17 protein-coding genes are annotated in these 16,654 nt (G+C 63.1%); 8 read left to right on the forward strand and 9 right to left on the reverse strand.

Annotation, left to right across the window (positions count from 1 at the left end; translation table 11 throughout):
• The first annotated feature begins 147 nt into the window (after positions 1-147).
• On the forward strand, positions 148-2,601 hold the full coding sequence (locus VM621_RS14515; RefSeq protein ID WP_325469672.1) for a glycosyl hydrolase family 95 catalytic domain-containing protein: 2,454 nt from the start codon (positions 148-150) through the stop codon (positions 2,599-2,601).
• Here the strand turns inward: VM621_RS14515 and VM621_RS14520 are convergent.
• Entirely contained in the window at positions 2,589-4,109 is a 1,521-nt protein-coding gene (locus tag VM621_RS14520; RefSeq protein WP_325469673.1) for an acetyl-CoA hydrolase/transferase family protein, read from the reverse strand. The genes VM621_RS14515 and VM621_RS14520 overlap by 13 nt on opposite strands.
• 158 nt (positions 4,110-4,267) lie before the next feature.
• Between VM621_RS14520 and chrA the strand changes: the two genes are divergently transcribed.
• Together chrA and VM621_RS14530 are read left to right on the forward strand one after the other, a co-directional pair.
• Positions 4,268-5,467, forward strand: a complete 1,200-nt coding sequence (gene chrA / locus VM621_RS14525) for a chromate efflux transporter (RefSeq protein WP_325469674.1) — start codon at positions 4,268-4,270, stop codon at positions 5,465-5,467.
• Between the two features lie 110 nt (positions 5,468-5,577).
• On the forward strand, positions 5,578-5,949 hold the full coding sequence (locus tag VM621_RS14530) for a hypothetical protein (RefSeq protein ID WP_325469675.1): 372 nt from the start codon (positions 5,578-5,580) through the stop codon (positions 5,947-5,949).
• A 60-nt stretch (positions 5,950-6,009) separates the two neighbouring features.
• On the opposite strand, the gene VM621_RS14535 is transcribed toward VM621_RS14530, so the two are convergent.
• From VM621_RS14535 to VM621_RS14545, 3 genes are all read right to left on the reverse strand, one after another.
• Positions 6,010-6,501, reverse strand: a complete 492-nt coding sequence (locus VM621_RS14535) for an Hsp20 family protein (protein WP_345786046.1) — start codon at positions 6,499-6,501, stop codon at positions 6,010-6,012.
• 166 nt (positions 6,502-6,667) lie between these two features.
• Entirely contained in the window at positions 6,668-6,802 is a 135-nt protein-coding gene (locus VM621_RS14540) for a hypothetical protein (protein WP_325469676.1), read from the reverse strand.
• A 22-nt stretch (positions 6,803-6,824) separates the two neighbouring features.
• Positions 6,825-7,325 (reverse strand): ferritin-like domain-containing protein, encoded by a 501-nt coding sequence (locus VM621_RS14545; RefSeq protein ID WP_325469677.1) that lies wholly within the window; start codon positions 7,323-7,325, stop codon positions 6,825-6,827.
• 268 nt (positions 7,326-7,593) lie between these two features.
• Between VM621_RS14545 and VM621_RS14550 the strand changes: the two genes are divergently transcribed.
• Positions 7,594-8,016 (forward strand): CHAD domain-containing protein, encoded by a 423-nt coding sequence (locus VM621_RS14550; protein WP_325469678.1) that lies wholly within the window; start codon positions 7,594-7,596, stop codon positions 8,014-8,016.
• Positions 7,962-8,468, forward strand: a complete 507-nt coding sequence (locus VM621_RS14555) for a CHAD domain-containing protein (protein WP_325469811.1) — start codon at positions 7,962-7,964, stop codon at positions 8,466-8,468. The genes VM621_RS14550 and VM621_RS14555 overlap by 55 nt, the downstream gene beginning before the upstream one ends.
• An 18-nt stretch (positions 8,469-8,486) precedes the next feature.
• Here the strand turns inward: VM621_RS14555 and VM621_RS14560 are convergent, their stop codons facing one another.
• A complete protein-coding gene (locus VM621_RS14560) occupies positions 8,487-9,149 on the reverse strand; it encodes a TetR/AcrR family transcriptional regulator (RefSeq protein WP_325469679.1) in 663 nt (220 codons plus the stop codon).
• A gap of 174 nt (positions 9,150-9,323) precedes the next feature.
• Between VM621_RS14560 and VM621_RS14565 the strand changes: the two genes are divergently transcribed.
• Positions 9,324-9,752: an ester cyclase gene (locus tag VM621_RS14565; RefSeq protein WP_325469680.1), complete on the forward strand. Its 429-nt coding sequence runs from the start codon at positions 9,324-9,326 to the stop codon at positions 9,750-9,752.
• Here the strand turns inward: VM621_RS14565 and VM621_RS14570 are convergent.
• From VM621_RS14570 to VM621_RS14585, 4 genes are all read right to left on the reverse strand, one after another.
• A complete protein-coding gene (locus VM621_RS14570; protein WP_325469681.1) occupies positions 9,749-11,794 on the reverse strand; it encodes a hybrid sensor histidine kinase/response regulator in 2,046 nt (681 codons plus the stop codon). The genes VM621_RS14565 and VM621_RS14570 overlap by 4 nt on opposite strands.
• Positions 11,772-13,268: an ATPase domain-containing protein gene (locus VM621_RS14575; protein WP_325469682.1), complete on the reverse strand. Its 1,497-nt coding sequence runs from the start codon at positions 13,266-13,268 to the stop codon at positions 11,772-11,774. The genes VM621_RS14570 and VM621_RS14575 overlap by 23 nt, the downstream gene beginning before the upstream one ends.
• Before the next feature lie 176 nt (positions 13,269-13,444).
• Positions 13,445-13,885 (reverse strand): hypothetical protein, encoded by a 441-nt coding sequence (locus VM621_RS14580; RefSeq protein WP_325469683.1) that lies wholly within the window; start codon positions 13,883-13,885, stop codon positions 13,445-13,447.
• A gap of 149 nt (positions 13,886-14,034) precedes the next feature.
• Complete coding sequence (locus VM621_RS14585; protein ID WP_325469812.1) at positions 14,035-14,781, reverse strand: AraC family transcriptional regulator; 747 nt, start codon at positions 14,779-14,781, stop codon at positions 14,035-14,037.
• 210 nt (positions 14,782-14,991) lie between these two features.
• Here VM621_RS14585 and VM621_RS14590 point away from each other — a divergent pair, with 210 nt between their 5' ends.
• Together VM621_RS14590 and VM621_RS14595 are read left to right on the forward strand one after the other, a co-directional pair.
• Positions 14,992-16,092 (forward strand): endo-1,4-beta-xylanase, encoded by a 1,101-nt coding sequence (locus tag VM621_RS14590; RefSeq protein WP_325469684.1) that lies wholly within the window; start codon positions 14,992-14,994, stop codon positions 16,090-16,092.
• 90 nt (positions 16,093-16,182) lie between these two features.
• Positions 16,183-16,536, forward strand: coding sequence for a YkgJ family cysteine cluster protein (locus VM621_RS14595; protein ID WP_325469685.1), 354 nt, complete (start codon positions 16,183-16,185; stop codon positions 16,534-16,536).
• Positions 16,537-16,654 lie beyond the last annotated feature (118 nt).

Consider the following 16,654-nt stretch of genomic DNA (forward strand, 5'->3'; position numbering starts at 1 on the left):
CAGCAGCTACCGCTTATTTGTCGTACTTATTCATAATTGCCTAGCTTCACCCGGGCAACAAGCTGCGGCGCAGCATGACAAGATCCCTTTGCCGCTCTAGATTTATTTGTCTTACAAATCGATTTATCGGGGCCTGGGGATGATTCGATGATGCGCGACGGGGACCCGCTGCCGGAGCGGGATGACACGCGTTCGGACCCGATGGACCGGCGCCGTTTCTTGCAGGTGAGCGGCGCCATGGCGGCCGTGCTGCCCTGGCTTTCCCTTCCCGGCTTCGCCCAGAGCAAGCCGGTACGGCGGCCCCTCGGTCAGCTCCCGACGGCGGCGGCTCATGTGCTCTGGTACCCGACGCCGGCAGCCGAATCGAACGTGCTGCGCGAAGGCTTACCGATCGGCAACGGACGCCTCGGCGCGATGGTCGGCGGCGATCCCGCATCGACGTTTCTCTATCTCACCGATGCCACGATGTGGCTCGGCAAGCGCGATGTCGTACTGGGCGACGACGGTCAGTTCGACTATTCCACCAAGCACTTCGGCAGCCTGGTGATGCTGGCCAAGTTGTATCTGTCGGTCGATGGGCACGACGCTGCGCATATCACCGACTACCGTCGCGAGCTGGATCTCGACCAGGGCTACCTGCGCGTTTCCTATCGAAAGGATGGTGCCGCGTACGCCTGTGACATCTTCGCCAGCCACCCCGACGACATGATCGCCATCCATCTTTCCCAGGATGGGGCTGGCCGGTACAGCGGCTCGCTGGCTTTGCAGGGCATGCATGGGGAAACCTCTCGCACGGGCGTTCTCCCTGGAACGAACCAGAGCGCAACCAGCCATTTTGAAGGCGTCCTGGAAAACGGCCTCAGATATGCGACGAACATCGTAACGGTGGCGGGATCGGGTGACGTGCGCGCAGACGCAAACGGACTTCATTTTGCGAACTGCCGCACACTTACGGTCATCGTCTGCGGTGGCACGAACTACACGCCGGACCTGGCAAAGAACTACATGGATGCTTCCCTCGATCCGTTGAAGCTCTCGATGCAGAAAACGCGAGCGGCCGCCATGCAGACGCCCGCCGTACTGCTGCGTACGCACATCGCCGACTACCGTTCGTTGTTCGATACGATGCGCGTCGAGCTTGGTTCATCGACGCCAGCGCAGCGCAAGATGGACACATGGACGCGCCTGCAGGCCCGGGCAGCAACCGGCTCGTCGGCCGATCCCGAACTGGAAGCATCCTATCTGCAGTTCGGGCGCTACCTGACTATCGCCGGTTCCCGCGACAGTCTGCCGACCGGCCTTCAGGGTCTCTGGATCAACGGCAACGCGTCTCCCTGGATGGCGGATTATCACAACGACATCAATATCCAGATGAACTACTGGCTGCCCGATCGCGCCGGCCTGCCGTCGTGCTTCGATCCGTTCACCCAGTATTGCCTGAGCCAGGTGGATGCCTGGACAGCCGTCACCCACCAGCATTTCAACGACCCACGCAATGGATACCGCAACAGCTCGGGAAAGGTCGCCGGCTGGACGGTGGGTATCTCCACCAATGTCTACGGAGGCGGAGGTTGGCGCTGGCACCCGGCCGGGAACGCGTGGCTGTGCAACAACCTGTGGCAGCACTATCAATACACCCCGGATCGCGCCTACCTCGCGCGGATCTACCCGTTGATGAAGGGTGCCTGCGAGTTCTGGGAGGCGCGCCTGCTTACCGTAAGCGTTAAGGACCCGAGCACGGGCGCCGCTCGCGAATATCTGATCGACGACGCCGATTGGTCGCCGGAGCACGGTCCGACGGATGCCAAGGGCAACACGTACTCGCAGGAGCTCGTCTGGGATCTGTTCGAGAACTATCGTCAGGCAAGCTCGCTATTGAACCGGGATGCCGGCTACGCCGCGTCGATAGCGAAGCTACAGGCAAAGCTCTATTTGCCCCAGGTGAGCGACAAGACCGGCTGGCTGGAAGAGTGGATGACGCCGGACAACCTCGGGGAGACGACGCATCGGCATCTGTCCCCGCTGATCGGCTTCTTTCCCGGCGATCGTCTTCGGACCGACGACAGCCCACCGCCTGTGATCGATGCTGTGACCCGGCTACTCGAGGCACGAGGCGACGGCGGCTATGGCTGGGCCTGTGCATGGCGCGCGATGTGTTGGGCGCGCCTCGGCGAGGGCGAGAAGGCGTATCGGCTCATCCTCGCCAACCTGTCGCCCTCGGCGCCGCATAGCAACGGGACGGCACAGAACTACTTCGACATGTACAAACTCGATGCCGACAGCGACGCCTTCCAGATCGACGCCAACTTTGGCACGCCCACCGCCATGCTGGAGATGTTGCTGTCGTCGCGACCTGGGTCGATCGACCTTCTGCCGGCGTTGCCGAAAGCCTGGGCGGCCTCGGGAAGCGTGACCGGCATCGGCGCACGTGGCGGTTTCCGGGTCGATCTGGCCTGGCGCGACGGGAAGCTTGCCTCGGTGACGGTGCGAAGTGTCGGCGGGGAACGGACCCGCCTGTCATGGGGTACGTGGACGAAGGCGATCACCCTTAGCCCGGGTGCTTCGGTCACCATCGTTCCCGACGCTGCCTACGACGGGTAGCGCATGCTGCCCGTATCCAGCCAGCGCTGATGCCAGGACAGCGCCTCGGGCAGCAGATGGGGCGTGTGCTTCCCATAGCTGTCGCGCAAGGCGCGGTCGAAGTAGTCCTCCAGCTGCGGGCGATAATCCGGGTGCACGCAATGGTCGATCATCTGGCGTGCCCGATGCCGCGGTGGCAGCCCGCGGAGATCGGCAAGACCCTGTTCGGTCACGACGATAGACACGTCATGCTCCGTGTGATCGACGTGGCTGACCATCGGCACGATGGAGGAAATGCTGGCGTTCTTGGCCGTGCTCGGGCTCAGGAAGATCGACAGGAACGCGTTGCGGGCGAAGTCCCCCGAACCGCCGATGCCGTTCATGATACGGCTGCCCATCACGTGGGTGGAATTGACGTTCCCGTAGAGATCCGCTTCGATCATGCCGTTCATGCCGATGCATCCGAGTCGACGCACGAGCTCCGGATGATTCGATATTTCCTGTGTGCGCATGACGATGCGCTCCCGGTAGAACGCGATATTGCGCTTGAACTCCTCGTTTGCCTCCGGGCTCAGCGCGAATCCCGTGCATGAGGCCACCTTCAGTACCCCACTACGCAGCAGGTCGAGCATGCCGTCCTGGATGACCTCGGTATAAGCGGTGAGATCGCGAAAGCCGCTGCTGGCGAGGCGCGCAAGGACAGCGTTGGGAATGTTGCCCACGCCCGACTGCAGCGGTAGCAGGTTGGCGGGCAACCGTCCCTTGGCCACCTCATGCGTGAGGAACTCGATCAGGTGCTCGGCAATGCGCTCGCTGTTCTCGTCGGCGGCCGCAAACGGGCTGTTGCGATCGGGGCCGTTGGTGCGCACCACCGCCACGACTTTGTCCAGATCGCACCGAAGCGATGTCTGACCGATCCGATCGTCCGTGTGCAACAGCGGGATCGGCTTGCGGTTCGGTGGCAGCGCGGTGCCGTAATAGACATCGTGCATGCCGTCGAGACCTTCGGGCTGCCAGTCGTTGACCTCGATGATCACCTTCTTCGCCAGGTCCAGCCAGGTCTTGTTGTTGCCCACGGACGTCGACGGAATCAGGGTTCCGTCTTCGCGAACGCCCGAGACCTCGACCACCGCCGTGTCGATCTCGCCGTAAAAGCCGAACCACACGTGCTGGGCGACATGACTCAGGTGGATGTCGATGTAGTCCAGAGTGCCGGCGTTGATCCGCTGGCGTGCGTCCGGATCGGTCTGGAACGGCATGCGCAAGGCGATGCCACCGGCCTTGGCCAACGCGCCATCGAGCTCGGGAGCCGTGGACGCGCCCGTCATCAGGCGGATCTGGAAGGGATCTCCGTTGAGATGCGCCGCCTCGATCCGTCGTGCCAGCGCCGGCGGGACCGCCTTCGGGTAGCCCGAGCCGGTAAATCCGCTCATCGCCACCGTTTCTCCCGCCTGAATATGAGCGGCAGCCGCCTCGGCGGTGACGACCCTGTCGCGCAGGACAGGATGGAGGATGCGTTCAGCAGACATGAGGGAGGGTCTAGGCGGGGGAGCGGCAATTATCGCGCACCCCGGGAGGCTCGCTCGTTGCACTATGGTCGAATGGAAAACCGGCGCAGCATGCAGGTACCTCGTTCGGTTTACGATCGCGCCATGGACTGGCCCTATCAACAACGGTGATCGACGCCGTGCCCAACACGCCGCAGAAGCACGCACGGGCCGGTGACGCGCTCGAGGTCGCCCGCGTTTTCCTTCGACTTGGATTGACCTCCTTCGGCGGCCCTATCGCACACCTGGGATATTTTCGCCGCGAGTTCGTCGAGCGGCGCCACTGGGTGGATGAACGACACTTCGGCCAGTTGCTGGCCCTGTGCCAGTTTCTGCCGGGTCCGGCCAGCAGCCAACTGGGATTTTCGATCGGCCTGCTCCGCGCGGGCTGGGCCGGTGCACTGGCTGCTTTCATCGCCTTCACCTTGCCCTCGGCGCTGCTGATGTTCGCCTTCGCCGAAGTGAGCGACCGGTTCGCCGGCGCATCGGGACAAGCGGCGATTCATGGCCTCAAGCTGGTCGCCGTGGCGGTCGTCGCCCAGGGCGTCCTCGGCATGTCACGCACGCTCTGCCCGGATCGCCCCAGGGCACTGATGGCTGTGGCGGCCCTCGGGCTCATCGAACTAGGCAGCTCGAGCCCGTGGACGCCGCTACTGGTGGTGATCGGCGGGGCCGCCCTTGGCCCCTGGGCCTGTCGTCAGGTTGAAGTCCGCCAAGGCGAGACGTTCTCGCTCCACTACGGCCCGCGGACCGGCACCTGCCTGCTCGTCGCTTATGCGGCACTGCTGGCGGTCGCCCTCATCGTGGCGCCGCTGCTGCCTCCACTGGCCCAGATCGCCGCCGCCTTCTATCGCACGGGCGCGCTGGTCTTCGGTGGCGGTCATGTCGTGCTTCCCCTGCTCAAGCAGGCCGTCGTGGATCCCGGTTGGATCACACCCGACCGCTTCCTGACTGGCTACGGCGCCGCTCAGGCGGTTCCGGGTCCGATGTTCACCCTCTCGGCCTACCTCGGCAAGGAACTGCACGGCAGCGCAGGCGGTGCCCTGGGTGCGACGGTCAGCTTGCTTGCCATCTTTCTGCCTGGCTTGCTCATGGTCTCCGGCGCTTTGCCGTTCTGGCGCGCATGGGCCGCGCGAACCCAGGCGGTTCGCATGCTCGCCGGTGTCAATGCGGTCGTGGTGGGATTGCTGGCCGCTGCGCTGTACGACCCGGTGTGGGTCGGCGCCGTCCATGAGGGCAAGGACGTCGGTATCGCGGCCGTTGCCTTCGTTGGGCTCACGGCGGGCCGGTGGCCGCCGCTGATCGCGGTGGCCTGGTGCGTGGTTGTGTCGGTGCTCTGAACTCAGCCGTCGAGTTCCGATTCGATCGCTTGATCCGGCTGAGGCCGCGGCGTCATGCCACTTTCTCGTCAAGCTTGGTATACACGCGCTTGGATCAGTCGGAATCGCCCATGTCACATGCAAAGCCGCTCGCCGTCATTATCGAACCCCGGTCACCGCTTGCCGGCACCCTGGCAGAGGCTCTGCATGGGAGAGGTTTCGAAGTGGTGGTAGCGTCGACCCATGCAGGGGCAGCGCGGCTGGTTGCCTCCCAGGACAAGGTCGACTTCCTGATTGCCGCCGTACCGGCTCCCGGTGAAGACCGAGCCGGAGCCTACCTGGAAGATGCCCGAGAGAAGAATCCGAACCTCGCGATGGTCATCATGCTGTCGGACCCGAATGAACCGACCGATGGCGCTCCCACCACGGCCATCCGTCTTATCAAGCCCTTCGACCTGCAGCAGCTCGCACATGCCATCGATGAAGCGACGAATCGCACTTAAGACGTTCCGGTAGACCATGCTGCAACAAGGCCCCGCGTCCGTGCGAGGCCTTGCTTTGTTTCAGGCCGCGGCCTGGTCCAACAGTTGGCGAACGCTGTCTTTCGCACCGGCGGCGGACTCGATGTCGATGCGACGCGGCTTCATCGCCTCGGGAATTTCACGCTTGAGGTCGATGGAGAGCAAGCCGTCGGCGAGCCTCGCCCCGACGACCTGGACGTGCTCGGCAAGCTCGAAGCGGCGCTGGAACGGGCGGGTAGCGATGCCTCGGTGGAGATATTCGCCCTCCGGCTCGGCCGACCGCTCGCCACTGACGGTCAGCCAGTTCGCCTGCGTCGAAATTTCGAGATCCTCCTCCCGGAAGCCAGCAACCGCCATGGTGATGCGGTACTGGTCGTCCGCAAGCCTGACGGAATCGAACGGCGGATAATTGTCGGCGGCCTGTCCGCGTGAGGAAGCCGCTTCGAGGAGTTCGAACATCCGGTCGAAGCCGACACTCGAGCGGTAAAGAGGTGCCACATTCAGAAGAGTCATAGCCATATCCTCCAGCAACATGGGAATGAGTTCTCAGCATCGCCCCCGTCGACGGGCGGCGAGGAGGCTGGCCCCGAAGCGGCCAGCGGGGAGTAATTTATGCAGCCCGGCGAAATTTTCAAGAGGCTTGATTCAGCCTTCGTTTAGCCGTCCATACTCCGCTTGCCAGCCATGACACCTCCCCTTCTCAACCGTGATCTTCGTCGTCGTGGGTTTGCTGGGCGGACTCCGGTTCCTTCGGTTTCTTCTCGACACGGTCGCCGGTGCCGGCGTCGAACTCACGCGGATTGCGGGGTGTGTCTTTATCGTCTGGTTTGGTCATGGCACCGCACGACACGTGTGGATTACGCATCATTCTCGGCCCGGGTCTGCGTGGAAAGGCGCTCCGACAACATCGTCAACTTTTCGTCCGCCGCCTTTTCCTCGGCGAGGGTTTCAAGGAGCAATGGCACAGCGTCCTTGTAGCCAAGCTGCTTGGCCAGGGCCGCCAGGGTGCCGTAGGAAGCGATCTCATAGTGTTCGACCTTGTTCCCGCCGCCGATCAGGGCAGCATCGCGCAGCGGGCCTTCTTCCACGCCGTCGATGACCTCCTTACCTTCTTCGACCAGGCCTTCCATCGCGGCACACTTGATGCGCTTGAGGCGGATGCCGAGCAACTCGACGATCTGGTCAATGCGTTCGACTTGACCCTGGGTTTCTTCCAGATGGGATTCGAACGCTTCTTTCAGCTCGGGCGAGGTCGATGCCCGAGCGAGCTTCGGGAGCGCCTTGGTGAGTTGCTTCTCCGCGCTGTAGATGTCGGAGAGTTCGTGAATGAAAAGATCTTCAATGGTCTTGATTGTCACGGTGGTTTCTCCCGGTGGCGATGAAGTGCGGGCTGCAAAGATGGCCCCCGGCGCATCAACGCCCAAGCGAAAGGCCGTGAAGGAAACGCTGACGAAAGCGAAGGCGGTCCCGCGATTCGTTCGCCGCAGCAAACGCCCTTCATGCCATCGTCATGACAAGGGCGATGCCCGCCGGCGCTCCCCTGCTCGTCGGGCTCCTGGGCAGTCTCGCGCGTGGGGCGAGGGTCGCTGTCATCGTTCTCTCGGCAGCCTGTGGTATCTAGGCGCCATGACTTCCAATCCGCCCACGTCGGCCCCGACTTCGCCGAAGCCTTTGCACCAAATCCTGGCTGAGGAGGCGCAGCGTGAGTGCGCCAAGGCCGATCGTGCGCTGGCCGACGCGGCCAATCGGCACAAGGGGATTCACGAAGCGCGCAAAGCCATTCGGCGGCTTCGCAGCCTCCTTAGACTGGTCGCGCCCGTCCTCGGCGATACCATCGACGCCATCGACAGCCGGTTGCGGCGGTTGGCCCGAGGCCTGTCCGCCCTTCGGGATGCGCACGTGGTGGTCAACACGGCCGAACTGGCGGCCGGGGAAGTCCCTACTCCACCCTGGGACGATCTGCTGCCCCCTTACGTGCCCGGCAGGAGCGGCACCTGGCGCAAGCTCTCGCCAAGGACCCACGATTCCACCGCCGCCGCAGCGAGTTGAGGGCGCTGACCGAGCGGTTGACCGCACTGAAATGGCCGGACGTCTCCCCGGACGCGATCGAGCGCGGGCTATTACAGTCCGAACGCCGCGTCCGACGTGCCCAGACCGATATGGAGGCGAGGCCCACGGTCAAGAACCTCCATCGGTGGCGCCGCCGGGTGCGCCGCCTGCGCATGCAGCTGGAGCTGATCCGGCGCATCCGGAACAAGGGACAACCACTGGCCTTCACTCGCCATCATCGCCTGGCGATTCGAACCTTGTCCGAAAGTTCCGACGCCATCGGCGCCATCCAGGATCTTCGGACGCTGCGCAGAGTGATCGGCAACGAAATCGATGTCGAGGTGGGTCGGCAAGTGAAGGAGACTCTGAAGGCTCTCGAAGCCCCGCACCACGACGTGCTACGGGAGCAAGCCCCGCCCCGGACAACGGCGATGGACGCTGCCGCGAGCTGAGTTGGCCCGAGTCGGCGGTTATGGGGCGGATGCTGGAGGCGAGTCGTGCAACATTCGACGTTTCGCGGTGCCACGTGGAGCGATGCAACTTTGAATGAAGTCGTCTATCAGTCGACGAACCAACGTTGAAGCGCGCTTTGGACCGCCCTTGATGCGTTGATTCATGGACAGCGACACGAGTCCGTGCAAGAACGCCCAATACAAGTCCGCTTGCTCTTCGCTGTCCCGATGTCCGTTCGTGCCCGCTGCGGCCATCAAGCGTTCTATGGGCGCGCGCAAATCCTCGAAGCAAGCACGAGCTTCTGGAGGTGTCTGATTTGTGCCGAACGAAACACCGCGCAGACCGTGCATCAGTTGATATAGCGTCGGACTGCCGAGGGCGAATTCCCAGTAGGTGAGTCCGAGGCCTTCGACGACGGCCTCCGGTGGCTGCGCCGCGTCAGCGACCTTCATCAGCGCCTCATGGAGACGCCCGAACCCCTTGCTCATCAGGGCAAGCAGGATGTCATCCTTGTTTTTGAAGTATTCGTAGATCAGCGCCGGGCTGTACTCGATGGCAGCGGCCACCGCACGGATGGTTACGGCGTCCCAGTCCTTGCTTGCCGCGATCTGTTCTGCCGCGTCGATGATTCGTTCGCGAACCGCGGCACGCTCCCGGTCGCGACGCTCTTTTATTCCCATCACATGCTCCCGTGGTGGCGCAACGAACCGGTCTGGACCGTGAAGTCTATCCCACAATCGAAGCCGATGGTTGGAAAATGAACGATTGACATGGTTCTGAACAACGTTCAGAGTTTCTCCATCGATCAGCCATCGGAACCGTTCGGTCCCGACTGATGCGATGAGGAGATCCCCATGTCAGACAGTTCAGCCAAGCTCGGCCACCTTTTCGCCGAAATCATGTCCAGTCACGACGTTTCCCGCCTCGACGAAATCAAGGCACCCGACTATGTGAACCACAACGCCTTCGCCGAACCGGGCCTGGAGGGGTCGAAGAAGGTCCTTGGGGCCATCATCGCGGGTGTTCCCGATCTCAGGGTGACCGCAGAAGACGTCTTCGCCTCGGCAGATGGCTCGCGGGTGGTCGGCCGCTACCGTTACGAGGGGACGCACACGGGAAACCTTCTTGGCTACCCCGGCACAGGCAAACCTTTCCTGATGCGTTCGATCGACATCTGGCGGGTTGAAAACGGTCGCTTCGTCGAGCATTGGGACGAACTCAACACGCTCGAGGTCTTCATCCAGATCGGTGCCGTACAACCGCCTGCCCAGCCGTCTAGCTAGCCGGGCAGCGCGAAGATGCGTGCCACCGACATGCTGAAGTCATTCAATTCGAAAGGCTTGGGTATCATCGACATGCCAGGGCCGAGAAATCCCGCGCGTGTGGGCACGTTCGCGGCGTAGCCGGTCATGAAGAGCACGGGTAGTTCAGGCAGCGACTGGCGCACGATGTCGGCCAGTTGCCGGCCGTTGAGCCCTGGCAGGCCGACGTCGGTCACCAGCAGGTCAAGACCCACTATGGAAGGAAGCAGCGCGAGGGCATCGTCCGCGTCTTCGGCCACATGCACGTTGTAGCCGAGCGTGCAGAGCAGTTCCGACACCAGGCCGCGCACCTGGGGGTCATCCTCGACCACGAGGATGGTTTGCCCGTTTCCTTCCATCACCTGCCTTGCTTTTTCTTCCGCCTCGGCAAGGGATCGATTGCCTGCAACGGGCAGCTCGAGACGCACGGTCGTGCCGCGCCCCGGCATGGAACTGATGTCGATGTTGCCATTGGATTGCTTGACGAATCCGTAGACCATCGACATGCCAAGGCCCGTACCCTGGCCCGTTGGCTTGGTTGTGAAAAACGGTTCGAACACGCGGGCGAGAAGCATCTCCTCCATCCCGATACCCGTGTCCGTGACAGAGAGAACGACCGACTCGGCCGAAGGCGGCTCTTCGTTGCCGTGTCGTTTGCTGGTTGTTCGCACGGTCAGGTCGCCGCCATCGGGCATGGCGTCCCGTGCGTTGATGACGAGGTTGAGCAAGGCGCTTTCGAGTTGGTTGACGTCAACCAGGGCATTGGGCAAACCGTCACCGAGTTCGACCCGTAGCCGGATATCTTCACCAAGGGTCCGAACGAACAAATCTTCCATGGAAGACACCATCGCACCGACGTCGACGGGCTTCGGGTCCAGCGTCTGGCGGCGGGAAAACGCGAGCAGCCGCTGCGTGAGGCCTGCCGCGCGTTGCGCCGAAGCCGCCGCCGTCTCGATCAGGCGACCGAGCGATTCGGTTTTTCCGCCCTCGATGCGCATGCGCATCAGATCCAGCGCTCCCACGATACCCGTGAGCATGTTGTTGAAGTCGTGAGCGATGCCACCGGTCAACTGCCCGACCGCTTCCATTTTCTGAGCCTGGCGAAGTGCCGCCTCACTGTCCTCCCTCGCCCGCATCTCCGCCTGCAGTTCCGCTGTGCGCTCCCTGACCCGCACCTCGAGCGCCGCTGCCTGGAGCCGTGTCGCTTCCAGCGCAACTTTCCGGTCCGTGATGTCCGTGGCGAACACATGAAAGCCGTCGACCTGCCCGCTGTCGCCCAAACGCGGCAGGTAACGGATTTCCGCGTCCCGCCTCAGGCCGTCGCGTGTCGGCCAGGCGGCTTCAAACCGGACGGCCTCGCCGTCCAGCACCCTCGCAATGGACGGTCTGCGCTCCTGCCACATCTCAGACCCGAGTACTTCATCGACCCGCCGGCCGAGTACGTCGGCGATCGGCACGCCAAACCAGTCTTCATAGGCGCGGTTGGCAAACCGGTAAACGAGGCTGCGGTCGATGAACGCGATGAGGACCGGCAGCGAGTCCGCAATCAGCCGCAATTCGGACTCACTCTCCCGAAGTGCCGCTTCGCTCCGTTCCAGGCGGACCATCTGCTCGCGAAGGACGAACTGCTTTTCCCGTGCGCGCAGGGCCGTCGAGACGGCGCTGGCCACCGATGAAGAACTCAAGGGGCGCTCGAGTTCGATGGCGTTGAGCACCTCGTCAGGCAGCGATGGCCGCAGTCCGGGAGTCGACGAACGCGCCGCCCGAAGCAGGATGAAGGGAATGTCCGACCAGGGCTCCTGTTTTCGCAGCGCATCGAGCAGTTGCGACACGTCGCCGATGATGGACTCTTCAGTGAGCACGACGGCACCGACGCTGTCATCGAGCTTGTGGGCAAGCGACAGGATGGAGCAAACGGCTTCCGACGGGTGGCCCCGGGTGCCCAGCACTTCCGCCAGCGTCGCCGCGTCCCGACCATAGGGCGCGAGCAGCAAGACCCGTCTATTCTCCGACACGGGCACCATCCAGGAGGGGGGATTCGTTACCCACGAACTTCGGGGTTCCGGTCAACACGCCCCGGAATTCTTCCAGGGGGGCACTCAGGCGGATGCCCTGCTCGTCGACGCGGAGTTCCCTAATGGTGTCTTCGTGCGGCCCGCTCCGGTTCTTCAAAACCGAGATCGCCTTCCGGATGCGTCCGTTCGCTTCGAAGAACCGGAAGAGAATGACCGTGTCGGCCATGTAGCTGACATTGAGGTTCCCGGTCGACATGGTGCCGACAAGACCATGCTGCGGATTCACCAGCAGGGTCATCACCCCGTTCTGGTTGAGGAACGACAGCAACTCGTGCATCTGCAGCATGAGCTGCTTTTCCTGCGGCATCGACGACATGTATCCGTTGAGGCTATCGATGACGAGCACCCTGCACTGCTCCTCTTCGACGGCTTTGCGGACGGTCCATGCAAATTCGCCAGGGGAAATCTCCGCCGGGTCCATCTGGCGGAGATTTAGCATCCCGCTTTCGATGTGGGGCCTCAAATCGAGACCCAGGGCTGCCGCGCGCGTGAGCAACGTGCCGGTGCGTTCGTCGAACTGGAAGATGCAGCAATGCTCTCCGCGCTCGCATGCTGTCCAGACGTATTGGAGCGCGACGTTGGTCTTGCCACTGCCCGCGGGGCCTGTCAGCAGGGCGCTGGTGCCCCGGAGCGGGCCGCCACCGAGGAGACGGTCAAGCTCAGCGACGCCGCTGGGCACGGGACTGCCGACAAAAGGCGTATGGTGTTCCGACGCGACGAGACGTGGGTAGATCTCGAGGCCGCCGGTACAGATGGCAAAGTCATGGTAGCCGGCAATGAAATCGCTACCGCGCAGCTTCTGGACCTGCATGCGGCGGCGCGCAGCGCCGAAGTCGAGCGTCAGGCGCTCGAGGGAGATGACCCCGTGGCAAAGACTGCGCAGATGCGCGTCCCGCTCCATGCCCTCCCCCGCCAGCACGTCGACCAGGAACACAGTGATATTGCGAGGCGCGAAGAACTGCTTGAGCGCGAGGACCTGGCGACGGTAGCGCAACGGGTCTTGAGCGAGCAGGCGAAGTTCGGAAAGGGAATCGAACACCACGCGGGTCGGCTTGACCCGGTCCACCTCAGCCTGGATGAGCCGGACTGTGCCATCGAGTTCCATCTCCCAGGGGTGCAGAATCGACTGCTGCCGGCCGTCGCCGAGGACGGCTTCCGCGGAGGCCAGTTCGAACAGGTGAAGCCGGTCGAGCGACCACCCGTGCGATTCGGCCACACCGTTGAGCTCGTCGGCCGTTTCCGACAGCGTGATGTACAGGCAGCTCTCGCCCTGACTGGCGCCTTCGAGCAGGTATTGCAGCGAGAGGGTCGTCTTGCCGGAGCCCGGCTGGCCTTCAAGGAGATAGAGCCGGTTAGCGGGAAGCCCCCCGCGCAGGATGGTGTCGAGGCCGGGGACGCCGGTTGCGATACGCGAAAGAGTCATGGAGGGAGCCGTTGCCGGTGGAACGAATCCGCCGGCGCGACGGGCACCCTCGGAGGCCATGTGCGGCCAAGGGCCCGCACATGACTATCCTAGGCAGACATTTGTGATGATTTCGCCAGCGCCGAGCGACCGCGCATGCGCCTGATGGCAGGCGACGGATGGGACGGGCAGCAGGCTTAATCCAGGCTCGTCCCATGGTCCCAGTCCATCCAACCGACCGGGCGGTTCATGGACCACTCGATTTCCCGCGCCTCGGCGTCACCCATGCCCCGACCGGCAAGGGCATCGCGCAGCGCCGCTTGAGGAACGCCGAGCAAGGTGGATTCCGCGATCAGCGCCTCTGTTACCCGGGCGCCCAGCTCTTTCAGTACGGTGACGAGGTTCTGTCGTCGATTGCCCTGCACCTGCCATCGTGCGCCAGCCTCGTGTGCGGACGCGCCCGTTACCGGTTCAGCGGTGGGGTCCGTCATCGTTTCGTTTTCCGTTTCACGTGGATCTCCGACGCCATCTGCGCCGCCGACCAAGAACCGCTGAAAGCCAGCCCAGTCGACGGGAGCGGAAACGGCCTCCGGGCGTTCCTCGGCGCCTTCGGGATCGGTACACAGCTTCTCAAGCATCGGAGCCTCTTCGCGAGGTAACACCTCATGCAAACACACGTTGCGGCAAGCACACCCGTTCTCGACCCCAACGCTACCCGGGTTGCCGGACGATTGCCTGCCCAAAATGTCCTTCGCTCATGCGGAGAAATGCACATGTGCCGCGACCGTCAGTATCTGGGTCCATCCAGCAGACAGTCCGAGGGGGACTCGCCTTTGGCGCACAACGCCCGGTAGGTGCCTGGCGACACCCCGACAACGGCTTTGAATCGACGGGCGAACGAGCTTTGGTCGGGAAAACCGGAGGCAAGCCCGATCATCCCGATGGGCATGGTTCCCCGGAGCTGACGCATCACGGCCTCGATCCGGATCTTGGTCAATGCCTGGTGCGGGGTGATCTGGAACACGCGGCGAAAGTGACGCTCAAGCTGAGCCACGGAAAAACCGGCGAGTTTGGCCAACTCACCGACGCGGATGTCTTCGGCAAAGTGTTCATGCATATGCGCCATGACGCGCTGAAGCTTGCCGTACGCCTGGTCCATGCCGTCGGGCGATCTGAGGTCTCGCGAGATGCCGATGAGACCGCATATCCTGCCGCCGACGATGAGCGGCCGCTTCGATGTGAGACACCAACCTGCCGTGAGGTTGTCGACCACATGCACTTCGAGATAACGATCGATCCGGTCGCCACCGAGTACGCGCTGGTCCTGGGCCGCATACGAGTCGGCCATGCCGAGGGGAAACAGCTCGGTGACCCGCTTGCCGATCACGTCACTTCGCTTCTTGAGGCGAAGCCGACGCACCAGCGTGTGGTTTGCATGACTATACCGCCCGTCCACGTCCTTGACGAAAAAAACGATATCCGGAACGTCGTCGAACAAGCCCTGCAGTTGATCGGCCGGTATGTCGGTTGGCACGAACGATTCTAATGGCACGGGATCTCCCTGTCGGTGCACACGCACCGTAGCGAAACGATTTCCCGCCAAGTCACTTTTCATCGGTCATAGTGCCCACACGACCACGATTGGGCAAGCTGTGCACCACTCACGGGTATCGTGCAACGCGGTCGAAACGTCAAAGCATGCGATGATCGAGCAGCTACGAACCCGCAACGATACTGGTGATTCATGCTTCAGCTAAGCCGCCGACGGTTCGTCACCGGATCGCTCCGTGCATTGGCATGCGCCCCATTCCTTCGCGTAGCGCGAGCAGCGGAGACATTCAAGCCGCTGCGTCAACTTTCGGCCATCAGGGGCGTCGCCTTCGGTTTTGCGGTGAATCCGGCCGAGCTCGACGACAATCCTCTCTACCGGGACTTCGTCGCTCGGGAAGCCAACGTTCTTGTTCCCGAGAACGCGCTGAAGTGGGCTTCGGTCCAACCCAGACCGGGCATCTATGATTTCGCACCCTCCGACCGCATCGCCGCGTTTGCACAGGCGCATGGCCAGCACATGCGCGGCCACACGTTCTGCTGGCATCGCGCCCTGCCCGACTGGGTCAGCCAAACCGTCGTTCCGACGAACGCCGAAGGTGTGCTGACTAACCACATTGCCACGGTGGCAGGCCATTATCGCGGCCGCATCCAATCCTGGGACGTGGTCAACGAGGCCATCCAGGTGGAAGACGGCCAACCTGGCGGGCTGCGGACCGGGTTCTGGTACCGCATGCTCGGACCGCGTTATCTGGACATCGCTTTTCATGCTGCCCACCAAGCCGACCCGAAGGCGATTCTCTGTTACAACGACTACGGGCTGGAGGGCGATACGCCTTACGGTCAACGCAAGCGTGCCGCCGTGCTTGCCATGCTCGGTGACTTGCGGCGACGCGGCGTACCGGTGCAGGCCCTGGGAATTCAGTCCCACCTGCGCGCCGGCGACGCCAACAGTTTCGGCCCAGGCCTCGCCGATTTCCTGCGCGACGTACGCAACCTCGGCCTGTCGGTCTACGTGACCGAACTGGATGTGGATGACAGTCATCTGGAAGGCGACACCGCGCAACGCGACGCGATGGTGGCCACGGTCTACAAGCGCTACCTCGACCTTGTCCTTGGTACGCAGAGCGTCTCGGCGATCCTCACGTGGGGCGTCTGGGACACGCCGCATCGCACGGGAGCCACGCCATCGGGCGGCCCGCTTGCACAGCGCGCGCTGGCGTTCGGTCCGGAGGGCGAAACCAAGGCTGCGAGTTGGGTGATTGAACACGCGTTGGAGCGCATGCGCGGGGCGTGACCCCAGACGCGGCGTGGCGAAGGGGTATGCTTGCCGTCAACCAGCCGGATGCCCGGTCATCTTCGCGAACAACAGGCCAACCCGTAAATCATGACGCCGAACGACCGGACGATCGAAGCATTGCGGCGGCGCATCCCGTCATTTACCTGCGTCGCCGGTTGCCATGACTGCTGCGGACCGGTGACAGCGTCGTCCGAAGAAGTGACGCGCCTCCCGGTGAAGACCGATGCCGAACACGCGATCGCCTTGTCCGAACTCGATTGCCCATACCTCGGCAAGAGCGGCTGCCAGGTCTATGGCGAACGCCCCCTCATTTGCCGCTTGTTTGGCACGACACCCAGACTGCCTTGCCCGAACGGAATGCGGCCCGTCGACATGGTGGACGAGAAGACGGAACTCGACGTTCACGGGTTCCTCGCGAAAACGCGGCAAGTACTTCTTTAGGCGCGATGCGACCACCATTTGGCGCTTCGGTCTGCACGCCCCGGAAACCGCTTCGCAATTTCTTGCGAATACTCTCTTTGTAAGTTACTTCCTACACCTATTCGGCCGGACGTGTGGC

This window comes from Luteibacter sp. (assembly GCF_035539195.1).
In the GTDB taxonomy this organism is placed as follows: Bacteria; Pseudomonadota; Gammaproteobacteria; order Xanthomonadales; family Rhodanobacteraceae; genus Luteibacter.

Bases quoted from the DNA above. Each gene is read 5' to 3' on its own strand.
- VM621_RS14515 (WP_325469672.1), top strand. From the start codon at position 148: ATGATGCGCGACGGGGACCCGCTGCCGGAGCGGGATGACACGCGTTCG.
- VM621_RS14520 (WP_325469673.1), bottom strand. From the start codon at position 4,109: ATGTCTGCTGAACGCATCCTCCATCCTGTCCTGCGCGACAGGGTCGTC.
- VM621_RS14530 (WP_325469675.1), top strand. From the start codon at position 5,578: ATGTCACATGCAAAGCCGCTCGCCGTCATTATCGAACCCCGGTCACCG.
- VM621_RS14535 (WP_345786046.1), bottom strand. From the start codon at position 6,501: ATGTTGCTGGAGGATATGGCTATGACTCTTCTGAATGTGGCACCTCTT.
- VM621_RS14540 (WP_325469676.1), bottom strand. From the start codon at position 6,802: ATGACCAAACCAGACGATAAAGACACACCCCGCAATCCGCGTGAGTTC.
- VM621_RS14550 (WP_325469678.1), top strand. From the start codon at position 7,594: ATGACTTCCAATCCGCCCACGTCGGCCCCGACTTCGCCGAAGCCTTTG.
- VM621_RS14560 (WP_325469679.1), bottom strand. From the start codon at position 9,149: ATGGGAATAAAAGAGCGTCGCGACCGGGAGCGTGCCGCGGTTCGCGAA.
- VM621_RS14565 (WP_325469680.1), top strand. From the start codon at position 9,324: ATGTCAGACAGTTCAGCCAAGCTCGGCCACCTTTTCGCCGAAATCATG.
- VM621_RS14570 (WP_325469681.1), bottom strand. From the start codon at position 11,794: ATGGTGCCCGTGTCGGAGAATAGACGGGTCTTGCTGCTCGCGCCCTAT.
- VM621_RS14575 (WP_325469682.1), bottom strand. From the start codon at position 13,268: ATGACTCTTTCGCGTATCGCAACCGGCGTCCCCGGCCTCGACACCATC.
- VM621_RS14580 (WP_325469683.1), bottom strand. From the start codon at position 13,885: ATGCTTGAGAAGCTGTGTACCGATCCCGAAGGCGCCGAGGAACGCCCG.
- VM621_RS14590 (WP_325469684.1), top strand. From the start codon at position 14,992: ATGCTTCAGCTAAGCCGCCGACGGTTCGTCACCGGATCGCTCCGTGCA.
- VM621_RS14595 (WP_325469685.1), top strand. From the start codon at position 16,183: ATGACGCCGAACGACCGGACGATCGAAGCATTGCGGCGGCGCATCCCG.